Origin of the sequence: Actinomadura sp. CNU-125 (assembly GCF_001942465.1) — a bacterium.
Lineage (GTDB): Bacteria > Actinomycetota > Actinomycetes > Streptosporangiales > Streptosporangiaceae > Spirillospora.
The window spans coordinates 1-11,748 of the sequence record NZ_MKJY01000161.1; the positions used below are offsets into that span (position 1 = coordinate 1).

Annotated in this window: 8 protein-coding genes, 1 pseudogene and 1 riboswitch; of the genes and pseudogenes, 5 read left to right on the plus strand and 4 right to left on the minus strand. The window is 73.9% G+C overall.

The window, feature by feature from the left end; all coding sequences use genetic code 11:
- Positions 1–92: 92 nt before the first annotated feature.
- The 4 genes from BJF79_RS19705 to BJF79_RS19720 form a co-directional block, all read right to left on the minus strand.
- Positions 93–1,748 carry an acetolactate synthase large subunit gene (locus BJF79_RS19705; RefSeq protein ID WP_075899428.1) on the minus strand — a complete coding sequence of 552 codons (1,656 nt, stop codon included), beginning with the start codon at positions 1,746–1,748 and terminating at the stop codon, positions 93–95.
- An 88-nt stretch (positions 1,749–1,836) separates the two neighbouring features.
- Positions 1,837–2,856, minus strand: a complete 1,020-nt coding sequence (locus BJF79_RS19710) for an LLM class F420-dependent oxidoreductase (RefSeq protein ID WP_075899430.1) — start codon at positions 2,854–2,856, stop codon at positions 1,837–1,839.
- 194 nt (positions 2,857–3,050) lie between these two features.
- The gene (locus BJF79_RS19715) at positions 3,051–3,251 is read right to left on the minus strand and encodes a DUF397 domain-containing protein (protein ID WP_075899420.1); all 201 of its coding nucleotides are present in this window, start codon (positions 3,249–3,251) and stop codon (positions 3,051–3,053) included.
- Positions 3,248–4,090 carry a helix-turn-helix domain-containing protein gene (locus BJF79_RS19720; RefSeq protein WP_075899422.1) on the minus strand — a complete coding sequence of 281 codons (843 nt, stop codon included), beginning with the start codon at positions 4,088–4,090 and terminating at the stop codon, positions 3,248–3,250. Before BJF79_RS19720 ends, BJF79_RS19715 begins: the two co-directional genes overlap by 4 nt.
- 389 nt (positions 4,091–4,479) lie before the next feature.
- Between BJF79_RS19720 and BJF79_RS19725 the strand changes: the two genes are divergently transcribed.
- From BJF79_RS19725 to BJF79_RS60750, 5 genes and pseudogenes are all read left to right on the plus strand, one after another.
- Positions 4,480–4,962 (plus strand): ATP-binding protein, encoded by a 483-nt coding sequence (locus BJF79_RS19725; protein WP_075899432.1) that lies wholly within the window; start codon positions 4,480–4,482, stop codon positions 4,960–4,962.
- Between the two features lie 101 nt (positions 4,963–5,063).
- Positions 5,064–5,187, plus strand: a riboswitch (cobalamin riboswitch).
- A 57-nt stretch (positions 5,188–5,244) separates the two neighbouring features.
- A pseudogene (locus BJF79_RS19730) lies at positions 5,245–7,321 on the plus strand (VWA domain-containing protein).
- A 114-nt stretch (positions 7,322–7,435) separates the two neighbouring features.
- On the plus strand, positions 7,436–8,050 hold the full coding sequence (cobO, locus tag BJF79_RS19735) for a cob(I)yrinic acid a,c-diamide adenosyltransferase (protein WP_075899424.1): 615 nt from the start codon (positions 7,436–7,438) through the stop codon (positions 8,048–8,050).
- A gap of 11 nt (positions 8,051–8,061) precedes the next feature.
- Entirely contained in the window at positions 8,062–9,417 is a 1,356-nt protein-coding gene (locus tag BJF79_RS19740) for a cobyrinate a,c-diamide synthase (RefSeq protein WP_075899434.1), read from the plus strand.
- Entirely contained in the window at positions 9,414–11,717 is a 2,304-nt protein-coding gene (locus tag BJF79_RS60750) for a GNAT family N-acetyltransferase (RefSeq protein WP_262402288.1), read from the plus strand. The genes BJF79_RS19740 and BJF79_RS60750 overlap by 4 nt, the downstream gene beginning before the upstream one ends.
- Positions 11,718–11,748 lie beyond the last annotated feature (31 nt).

The window sequence follows — 11,748 nt, forward strand, 5'->3', positions numbered from 1 at the left end:
CCTGGCATCCGGCGGCAGATCGCCGCCGCCCGGCGGGACCCCGACGCTAGCGGCGCGGCGCGGGGCCGACGGGCGCCGGGCGCGGTCGGGGGTCAGAACGGGTCGGTCAGCTCGCCCAGCTTGTCGGTGAGGCGCAGGTTGTGGGAGTAGTCGACCGGGACGGTGACGACGGAGACGCCGTCGTCGGCGAGCGCCTTGCGCAGCGTGGGCAGCAGCTCGTCCGCCGACTCGACCCGGTACCCGTGGGCGCCGAAGCTCTCCGCGTACTTCACGAAGTCGGGGTTGCCGAACTTGATGTGCGAGCTGCGGCCGAGTTCGAGGTCCATCTTCCACTCGATGAGCCCGTACGCCGAGTCGTCCCAGATCAGCACGGTGATCGGGACGTTCTCCCGGACGGCCGTCTCCAGCTCCTGCGAGTTCATCAGGAACGCGCCGTCGCCGGTCGCGGCCAGCACCCTGCGGTCGGGACGGGCGAGCTTGGCGGCGATCGCGCCCGGCACCGCGAAGCCCATGGACGACAGCCCGTTCGACACCAGCAGCGTGTTCGGCTCGTACGTCGGGTACATGCGCGCCATCCACATCTTCACCGCGCCGGTGTCGGCGAGCACGATGTCCTCGCGGCCCATCGCGGCGCGGACGTCGGCGACGATGCGGCGGGGGGAGAGCGGGAAACCGTCCTCGGTCGCGCCCTCGGCCAGCTCGGCCCGCATCAGCTCGCGGATCTTGCGACCCGTCCCGTTCACGTCGAACCTGCGGTGGGTCGCGTCGGTGAGCGCGTAGAGGGAGCGGGCGATGTCGCCCTGGATCCCGACCTCGACGGCGTAGTGGTCGTCGACCTCGGCGGGCGACGGATGGATGTGGACGATCTTCTTGTCGCCGTCCGGGTTGATCTTGACCGGGTCGAATTCCTGCAGCTCGTAGCCCACGGTGATGAGCACGTCGGCCTCGTCGAAGCCGAAGTTCACGTAGTCGTGCCGCATGAACCCGACCGCGCCGAGCGCGTTGCGGTGGTCGTCGGGGAACACGCCCTTGCCGTTGAACGTCGTCGCGACCGGCAGGCCCAGCCGCTCCGACAGGTACACCAGCGCGTCGCCCGCGCGGTGCCGGGTCGCGCCGTGCCCCGCCAGGACGATCGGGCGCCGCGCGAGCGCGAGGACGTCGGCGGCCCGCGCGACCTGCGACGGCGACGGCTCCTGCGGGCGCACGACGTTCACCGGCAGCGGCGCCAGCCCGGCCGGGACCGTCGCCGACTCGACGTCCTCGGGGATCGCCAGGTAGACGGCCCCGGGACGTTCGGTCTGCGCGGTCTTGAACGCCTTGCGCACCATCTCCGGGAGCGCCTCGGCGCGCGGCGCCAGCTCCGCCCACTTGGTGATCGGGCGGAACAGCGACACCAGGTCGACGATCTGGTGCGACTCCTTGTAGATGCGGTCGAGCCCGACCTGCGCGGAGATCGCGACGACCGGGGTGCTGTTGGTGGTGGCGTCCGCGACGCCGAGCTGCAGGTTGATCGCGCCCGGCCCGAGCGTCGCCGACGCCACGCCCGCCTTCCCGGTGAGGCGGCCGTAGATCTCGGCCATGAAAGCGGCGCCCTGCTCGTGCCGGACGAGGACGTAGCGGATCGACGAGTCGTTCAGCGCGCTGACGAAGTGGATGTTCTCTTCGCCGGGGATGCCGAAGACGTACTCGACGCCCTCTGCCTCCAGGGTGCGGACGAGCAGGCGGGCGGCGTCTTCCTGCGCGGACATCGTGTGTCCCTCTTCCCACGTGTGATCTTCGGGGTTCATCCCGTTCAGCACGCGGGGCGCCGCGGTAATTCCTCGGCGAGAACGCGTTCTAGCCGTCGGCCGCTTCCTTGATGGCGCGCAGCGTCGGCTCGTCCTTCACCCCGGCGATCAGCAGCGTGGTGACCGGGCTGTCGCGCCAGAGCGCCAGCCGTTCCTTGATCCGCCCGATCGGCCCGAGGAGCGAGATCGAGTCGGCGAGATCGTCCGGCACCGCCTTGATCGCCTCCTGGCGGCGGCCGTCCAGGAACAGCTCCTGGACGCGCGCCGCCTGCTCCGCGTAGCCGAGCCGGCCGATCAGGTCGAGATGGAAGTTGCGGTCGCGGGCGCCCATCCCGCCGATGTAGAACGCGAGCGGGATCTTGGCGAACTCGAGCGCGGACGCCAGGTCGTCGGTGACGATCGTGGTCACGGTCGCCGCGATCTCGAAACCGTCCGGACGTCCGGCGAGCGACGCGCCGAAGACCGGCTCGATCTGCTCCGGGTCGACGAACAGCGGCAGCCAGCCCTGCGTCGCCCCGGCGGCGAGCGCGACGTTCTTCGGGCCCTCCGCGCCCAGGTAGACGGGGATCTCCGGGCGCAGCGGGTGCACGATCGACTTCAGCGGCTTGCCGAGCCCCGCGCCGCCCGGCAGCGGCAGCGGGTAGTGCGGCCCCTCGCTCGTCACCGGCTCGTCGCGGCGCCACACCCGCCGGACGATGTCGAGGTACTCGCGCGTGCGGGCCAGCGGCTTCGGGAACGGCTGCCCGTACCAGCCCTCGACGACCTGCGGGCCGGACGCGCCGAGCCCGAGGATCACCCGTCCGCCCGACAGCGCGTCGAGGGTGAGGGCGTGCATCGCGGTGGCGGCGGGCGTGCGCGCCGACATCTGCACCACGGCGGTGCCGAGCTTGATCCGCGACGTCCGGGCCGCGTACCAGGTCAGCGGGGTGAACGCGTCCGACCCGTACGCCTCGGCGGTGAAGACCGAGTCGTAGCCGAGGCGTTCGGCCGCCAGCACGGTCTCGGTCTGGTCCTCCGGCTCGCTCTGCCAGTAACCGACGTTCACGCCCAGCTTGAGCTCCGTGCTCACGATCCACCCCTTGTCCGCGTTGACGACGCACCCGCGATGGTAGAACACGTTCTACTTTTCCGGAAGGTGGCACGGGGAACACGGACGTCGCGGGGGTGCGGGCGGCGCGGGGGTGCGGGCGGCGCGGCCTTCGGGCGTCCGGGCATGGCGAGGGGCCGCGGCCCGGGGAGACCGCGGCCCCTCGACGCACCCGGCTATGCCTCCCTGGCGATGCTCAGGAGGGATTCGAAGGCGGCGGGGGTCAGCACGATGGCCGGCCCGCCGGGGTCCTTCGAGTCGCGGACAGCGCGCAGATCGCGGGGAAGGGGGGCCACCTCGACGCACTGGTCGCCGCTCCCGCTGTGGGAGGACTTGCGCCAGGCGGCCCCGGTCAGGTCGCGCTGCAGGTTGGTCACGGGCTGCTCCTTGCTGCCTCGGCGATGAGGTGCGCGGATTCCTCGGTGGACAGAGCGGCCGCCTTGATCAGATCAAAGCGGTCCCTATGTTTTGCTATTGCCTCCGCGCTCTCAAGGTAAACGTCGCCCATGGTGCCCTCTACGTAGGCGATATCGGGGTCTGCGGGGTCCGGATACGACAATATGGTGAAACGTCCGTCAAGGCCCGCATGCTCCCTCGCCGAGTACGGAAGTACCTGAACGGTGATCGTTGGGCGATCCGCTGCGGCGACGAGCGACTCCAGTTGTCCGCGCATCACGCCCTCCTCGCCGATCTGCCGCCGCAGCACCCCCTCGTCGAAGATCACGTGCACCTGGGGCGCGGTGTCCCGGTTCAGCAGGCCCTGCCGGTGCTTGCGGGCGGAGATGCGGCGCTCGATGTCCTCCGGGTTCGGCAGCAGCCGCCCCGCGGTGATGACGGCGCGCGCGTACTGCTCGGTCTGCAGCAGCCCGTGGATGAGCTGCGGGTCCCACGTGCGAATGTGCGACGCCTCGTCCTCCAGCGCGACATAGCTGCCCGCGAACACGTCCTGGTAGGCGGTCCACCAGCCGCGCTGGCCCGCCTGCCGCGACAGCGTGATCAGCGAGTCGCGTTCGGGGCTCGGCACCCCGTACAGATCGAGGATGTCGGCGATGTCGCCCGGTTTCGGGCGGGTCTGGCCCGTCTCGAGGCGGGAGATTGTGGCCCGCGACCAGTCGAGCCGGTCCGCGACCTCCTGCAGCGTGAGCTTCTGCTCCTCGCGCAGCCGGCGGATCTCGCGGGCCAGGCGGCGGCCGCGGACGGTGGGTCGGTAAGTCATGGGGGCGAGTCTCCTCACTCGGGGGGTGCGCCACAACGAGATTGCCGCAACCGGGTACGAAGGCAGGTCGATTTCCCGAAGGCAGTTGCAAAGGTGAGAATCTCACGTAACGCTGGGATCCGTGACTGCTTGGGGACCGAAAGTGACGAGCGAGCCCCGCCGCGCACCCCTGGCATGAAGTTGCGGGAGGACCCGTGAAGACCTCGTCAGCCCACGTTGCGGACGTCCGGCCCATACCGGCGGACGCACCCGTTGAGGCCGAAACCCGCTCCGCGCCCGGACCGGCCCCGGGCGCGGCGTTCCGACCCGAACCCGCGCCGGAAACAGAACCCGCCAACGCAGAGCACACCAACGCACGGTCTGCCGGAACAGGGCACACCGTGCAGAACATGGCCGATGCGATGATCGACGAACCGGGCGCCCCCGCCGGCACCCGTCCCGGCTGGGTGTGGGCGCTGCCCGGCGGCCCCGGCTGCGCGGGCCACGCACGCCGCGTCCTGCGCGACGCCCTCGCCGCACTGGGCGTCCCCCGCGACGTGATCGGCGACGCCCAGCTGATGGTCAGCGAGCTCGCCACCAACGCCCACCAGCACGCGGGCGACCACGGCCCGCACGAACTGTGGCTGTACTTCGGTGACGACGGCACCGGCGGCGAGGGCACCGGCGAGGTCCGCTGCGCCGTGTTCGACGCGCTCGCCGACGCCGCGCTGCCCGGCTACTCGTGGACGTCCGGCGACTGCGGCCGCGGCCTCGGCATAGTCCGCGAACTTGCGCACGGCCGGTGGGGGATGCGCCGGACGCGGTCGCGGCTCGGACCGTCCGTCCGGGGCAAGGCCGTGTGGTTCGCGATCCCGCAGGCGCCCCCGTCCTGACCGCGTCCCGGCCGCGTCCCGGCCGCGTTCCGGCCGCGTCCCGTGCGGGGCCGTTGCCCGCGCCGCGCGCCGGTGTGCGATCCTTGCGGGCGACGGAAGCGGAGGAACCCGGTGCGAATCCGGGGCTGTCCCGCAACTGTGACCAGGGGAGTTCCCTCTCGAACGGGCCACGGCACCAGTGCTGGAAGGCCGAGGGGGAGCGGTGATCCGGGAGCCAGGAGACTCCGGCCGTCGGACAGTACCGCCATCGGGCGTGGACACCCGAGGAAGGACGAACCCGCGATGCCCCCTGCCGCGTACCCCTTCTCCGCCGTCGTCGGCATGGCCGACCTCAAACTCGCGCTGCTGATCAACGCGGTGTCGCCGGGCGTGGGAGGCGTCCTGGTCCGCGGGGAGAAGGGCACCGCCAAGTCGACGATCGTCCGGGCCCTGGCCGCCCTGCTCCCGCCGGTGCCGGCCGTCCCCGGCTGCCGCTTCTCCTGCGACCCGGGCGCTCCCGACCCCGGCTGCCCGGACGGCCCGCACGCGGGCGGGACCGCAGGCGGCGAGACCGCAGGCGGCGAACGTTCCGCCCGGCTCGTCGAACTGCCCGTCGGCGCGTCCGAGGACCGCCTCACCGGCTCCCTCGACATCGAGCGCGCCCTGACCGAGGGCGTCACCGCGTTCGAACCCGGCCTGCTCGCCGCCGCGCACCGCGGCGTCCTGTACGTCGACGAGGTCAACCTCCTGCACGACCACCTCGTCGACCTGCTGCTGGACGCCGCCGCGATGGGCGAGTCGCACGTCGAGCGCGAGGGCGTCTCGGTACGGCACGCCGCCCGGTTCCTCCTCGTCGGCACGATGAATCCCGAAGAGGGGGAGCTGCGCCCGCAGCTCCTCGACCGGTTCGGCCTCACCGTCGAGGTCGCCGCCACCCGCGATCCCGCCGAACGCGCCGAGGTCGTCCGGCGGCGGCTCCGCTTCGAGGACGATCCGGCCGCGTTCGCCGCGGGCTGGGCGGACGCCGAAGCCGAACTCGCCGTCCGCATCGCCGCGGCCCGCGACCGCCTGCCCGGCGTCGAACTGACCGACGCCGCGCTCCGCCGGATCACCGCGGTCTGCGCGTCCTTCGAGGTCGACGGCCTGCGCGCCGACCTCGTCACCGCCCGCGCCGCGATCGCGCTCGCCGCCTGGCACGACCGTCCGGCCGTCACCGCCGACGACGTCCGGACCGCCGCCCGCCTCGCCCTCCCGCACCGTCGCCGCCGCGACCCGTTCGACGCCCCCGGCCTCGACGCCGACAAGCTGGACCGGATCCTCGACGAGCACGCCGACCCGGACCCGCCCGAAGGCGACCAGGGGGACCCGGACGGGACGGATGGCGCGGACGGGGCGGCCGACACGGTCGGATCCGGCGGGGCAGGCGGCTCCGACGGGCCGGACGGGCCGGACGACGACGGCCCCGGCCCCGGCGGCGGGGCGCCGCGTCCGGACGCGGCCGGGGAAGCCGCCGGGACGGACGAGTCCCCGCCTTCGGCACCCGACGAGGACGGCCGCGGCGGGGGAGGCGAATCCACCGAAAGCGAGCCCGCACCGGCGGACGCCGCCTACAAACCGCGCCTGTTCACCGTGCCCGGCGTCGGGACGGGCGCGCCGGGGCGCCGCTCCAAAGCGCGGAGCCCGTACGGACGGGTCTCGGGTGCGCGTCCGGGCGCGCGCGGGCTGCACTTGACCGCGACGCTGCGCGCGGCGGCACGCGCACCAGCGCGCGCGGGGCCGGAACGGTGCGGGCCTGGTCGTCCGGCCGGGCGACCTGCGCGAGACCGTCCGGGACGGGCGCGAAGGCAACCTGGTCTTGTTCGTTGTCGACGCCAGCGGATCGATGGCCGCGCGCGCACGCATGCGTGCCGTGAAGGGCGCCGTCCTGAGCCTTCTCCTGGACGCCTACCAGCGACGCGACAAGGTCGGCCTGATCACGTTCCGCGGCACCGCGGCCGACCTCGCGCTGCCGCCGACGTCGTCGGTGGAGGCCGGGGCGCGCCGTCTCGAACGCCTCCCCACCGGCGGCCGGACGCCGCTCTCGGCCGGGTTGCTGCGCGCGGCGGACGTCCTGCGCGCGGAGCGGCTCCGCGACCCGGCCCGGCGCCCGCTGCTGGTCGTGGTCACCGACGGCCGCGCCACCCACGGCCCCGACCCGTCCGCCGCGGCCGCGCACCTGTCCGGCGTCGCCTCGGTGGTCGTCGACTGCGAGTCCGGCGCCGTCCGGCTGGGCCTGGCCGCCGCGCTCGGCGCCCGCCTCGCCGCCGAGGTCGTCCGCCTGGACGACCTGGCCGCCGACTCCCTCGCCGGTCTGGTCCGCGCCGCCCGTCCCGCCGCGTGACGGGCCCGGTCCGGCGCCTTCAGGGGCCGGGGACGGTCCGCGCGGCGGCCCGGTCGCGCGGCGGCCGTCCCGTCCGTCCGGACGAAGTGTCGAGTTCGTGGAGAGGGGTCGAGGATGCCGCAGGGTAAGCCGGAGTACGTCCCAGAGGACGGGCTGACGACGAGGCAGCGGCGCAACCAGCCGCTGGTGATGGTCCATACGGGGCCTGGCAAGGGGAAGTCGACGGCGGCGTTCGGATTGGCGTTGCGGGCGTGGAACCAGGGGTGGCCCATCGGGGTGTTCCAGTTCGTCAAGTCGGCGAAGTGGCGCATCGGTGAGGAGAACGCGCTGCGCGCGCTTGGGCGGCTGCATGGGCAGACCGGGGAGGGAGGCCCGGTCGCGTGGCACAAGATGGGCGAGGGATGGTCGTGGATCCAGCGGCCGGGGTCCGAGGAAGACCATGCTGCGGACGCACGTGAGGGCTGGGAGCAGATCAAACGGGATCTGCAGGCCGAGACGTACCGCCTTTACGTCCTGGACGAGTTCACCTACCCGATGAAATGGGGATGGGTGGACGTCGACGACGTGGTGGCGGCGCTCCGGGAGCGGCCAGGCAACCAGCACGTGGTGATCACCGGACGGGACGCCGATCCGCGGCTGGTCGAGTACGCCGATCTGGTGACGGAAATGGGCAAGGTTCGGCATCCGATGGATCGCGGGCAGAAGGGGCAGAAGGGCATCGAGTGGTGAACGTTCCGCGGCTGGTGATCGCGGCGCCGGCGTCCGGGAGCGGCAAGACGACCGTGGCGACCGGGCTGATGGCGGCGTTCGCGGGCCGGGGCGCGGCCGTCTCACCGCACAAGGTGGGGCCCGACTACATCGACCCCGGCTACCATGCGCTGGCCACCGGGCGGCCCGGACGCAACCTGGATCCGTGGCTCACCGGGGAGGAGCGCGTCGTCCCGCTGTTCCTGCACGGGGCGGCGGGCGCGGACCTCGCGATCGTCGAGGGCGTCATGGGCCTGTACGACGGACGCACGGGCAGCGGCGACTTCGGCGGCGGCGACTTCGCGTCCACCGCGCACGTGGCGACGCTGCTGGACGCGCCCGTGGTGCTGGTCGTGGACGCCTCGGCGGCGGCCGGACGGTCCGTGGCGGCGCTCGTGCACGGTTTCCGGTCGTTCGGGGCGGTTCGCGTCGGGGGCGTGATCCTCAACCGGCTCGGGTCGGACGCGCACGAGGCGATGTGCCGCGACGCGCTCGACGACCTGGGCGTGCCGGTGCTCGGGGCGCTGCGGCGGCACGAGGACGCGGCGACGCCGTCCCGCCATCTGGGGCTGGTCCCGGCGGCGGAACGGGACGCGGCCGCGGTCGCGAGCGTGCGGCGGCTCGGGGAGCTGGTCGCGGCGTCGTGCGACCTCGACGCGCTGTCGGCGCTCGCGCGGTCGGCCCCGCCGATCTCCGCCGGGGCATGGGACCCGGCGGCGGAGGTCGAGGGCTCGGCCGGGCCGAGGCCCCGGGTCGCGGTGGCCGGGGGAGCGGCGTTCACGTTCGGATACGCGGAGAACGAGGAGCTGCTGGCGGCCGCGGGCGCGGACGTCGTCCGGTTCGACCCGCTGCGGGACGAGTCGCTGCCGGACGGCACGCGCGGCGTCGTCGTCGGCGGCGGGTTCCCCGAGGTGTACGCGGCGGAGCTGGCCGCGAACGGGCGGCTGCGCGCCGAACTGGCCGCGTTCGCCGGGGCGGGACGTCCCGTCTACGCCGAATGCGCAGGGTTGCTTTACCTCGCGCAGGAGCTGGACGGTGCGCCGATGTGCGGCGTCCTGGACGGTGTCAAAGCGACCATGGCCCCCCGCTTGACCCTGGGCTATCGTGCCGCCGTGGCGGTGGCCGACTCCGTTGTCGCCCGGACGGGCGAGCGGCTGCACGGTCACGAGTTCCACCGCACGGTGACGGACCCCGCGCACGGGGACACGGCCGCCTGGCAGTGGTCCACGTCCGGTCCGGCGGGGTTCGTGCAGGGCGACTGTGTTGCGTCCTACCTCCACCTGCATTGGGCCGGGTCGCCCTGGTTCGCCAGCAGAATGGTCCACGCCTGCGGTAGGGAGCGCGATTGAACGCCTTCGAGGGAAAAGTGCGCCTGGAGGGGGAGCGGACCGTCCTGCGGCCGTTCGGCCTGGACGACGCCGCGGTCCTGATCGAGGTGATGCGCGCCCAGGAGACCTGGCTGCCGCCGAACTTCCCCACCGCGCTGGACGCCGAGACGATCGCGTGGTTCCTGCGGGAGGGCGTCCACAAGGTCCAGCAGTACGGCCTCGGCCTGCACCTCGCCATCACTGGCGAGGACGGCGCGCTCATCGGCACGATCGGACTGTTCAGGGTCGAGTGGGCGCAGGGGACGTGCGAGGTCGGATACGGGATGCGGCCAAGCGCGCGCGGGAAGGGGTACGCGACCGAGGCGCTCCGCCTGGTGTCGGACTGGGCGCTGCGCGACTGCGGCCTGTACCGGGTGGAGCTGCGGGCCCTCACGAGCAACGCGCCGTCCATCCGGGTGGCGGAGAAGGCACGCTTCTGGAGGGAGGGACGCGCGCGCGGCGGGGAGCGCGACGCCGACGGCGTCAACCAGGACATGTTCGTGTTCAGCCGCACCGCGCCCGACGTGCAGGACGCAGGGCCCCCGCGCCTCGTGCCGGTGGACGTCGGCCCAGGCGATCCCGAGCTCGTCACCGTCCGGGCCCTGCGGCTGCTGCATGAGGCAGACACCGTGCTCGTGACGGACGCGCCCGAAGCTCCCGTGCGCGCGCACACGACCCGGGTCCGGCGGGTGGGCGGCGACCCGGCCGCCGCCGTGCTCGACGCCCTGGACGACGGTGCCCGCACGGTCGCGTTCGCGCTCGGCGACCCGTCCGCCTTCCGGGACGCGTGTGCGCGGCGTCGCGGCCGCACGGCCCGACGTGCTGATCGATCCGCCGTCCCCCGGCGCGCCGTGCCCGCCCGCGGACCGTCCCTCCGCGAAGCTCGTCGCCCACGACCGGGAGGGACGGGCATGACGGACGACACGCTGGTGATGTACGGGGGCGGCGCGCGGGACGCGGCCCGGCGGATGCTGCCGAAGCTGCCGGACGGCTGTTTCGCGCCGGTCGACCTGGACGCGCTGGAGGACGCCGCCGGGCGCGGGCTCCGGCAGGTCGTCCTCGTCGCCGGGCTGGCCGACCAGGCCGCGATCGTCGGGCCGGTGCTGGGCGAGATCACCGCCGCCATGGCGGGCGCGGCGGCGCGGCGCTGGCCGACGAGGTCGCCGCCGCCGAACCCGGGCGCGCCTACGAGCTGTGGGAGTCCGCCGGACGGCTCGGCCCGTGCGGCCGCGAGCTGTGCCGCCGCACCGCGGGCGAGCTGGAGCGCCGGGCCGGGTCAGTGGCGGCCCAGGTGGTGCTGGTGGACGCCGCCGGGGAACGCATGGTCGGCATGTTCGGGCGTATGGCGCGGTAGGCATGGACGGATCCCTTGTGGTCCGCGCGTGCGCGCGCGCGACCTGCCTGCCCTGGGAAGACGCGCTGATCGTGTCGGCGCACGAGCTGCGGCGTGCGGTGAACGCGTGCCGCGCCCACCCGAAGGTCGCGGTCCTCACCGCCCCTGGCGCGGGCCCTGCCGAACTGGCGCGCGCGCTGTTCCCGCAGACCCCGCGCACGTTCGTCGTCTGCGAGGACCTCGACGGACCGGACGAACGCGTCGTGCGCGTCCGTCCGGCCGAGGCGACGACGCGTCCGTGGAACGCCCCGCAGGTCGTGCTCGTCCTCGACGAACGCCGCCCGCCGGACGGCCCCGGCTGGGCCGCGCACCCGCCCGGCCCGGACGGCTGGGCCTCGGACGACGCGCCGGTGCGGCCGCCGTGCTCGCGCTCGTCCTCGCCCGGCTGGGCCCGCGGACGGGCGACATGGTGTGGGACATCGGGCCGGGCGACGGCTCCGTCGCGGCCGAATGCGCCCGGTTCGGCGCGGCCGCGATCGCCGTCGGGCCGGACGCGCGTTCCTGCGAGCGGATCCGCGCCGCCGTCCGCGCCCGCCGCGTGCGGGTCGCGGTGTCGCGCGGCACGCTCCCGTCCGTCCTCGATCACCTTCCGGACCCGGACGCGGTGTTCCTCGCCGACGCCGAACCGTCCTCCGTCCGGGCCTGTGCCGCGCGCGCTCTGCACCGCTTCGTGGCGACGACGAACGAAAGCCGCGTCCCGCAGATCGTGGACGTCCTGGACGAAGCGGGCTTCACCGTGCAGGCGGCGACATTGCGCACCACCCCCGTGGTCCCGCAGGAGGCGCCGCCCCCGCCCACCACGCTCGTCTGGGCGCGCCGCGCCGTCCCGGAACCCGCGCCGCCCCCGGCCGGTCGCGCCCGTCCGGTCGAGAGGACACCGCCGCTGTGATGCACTTCGCGGTGATCGGTGTCGGAATGTC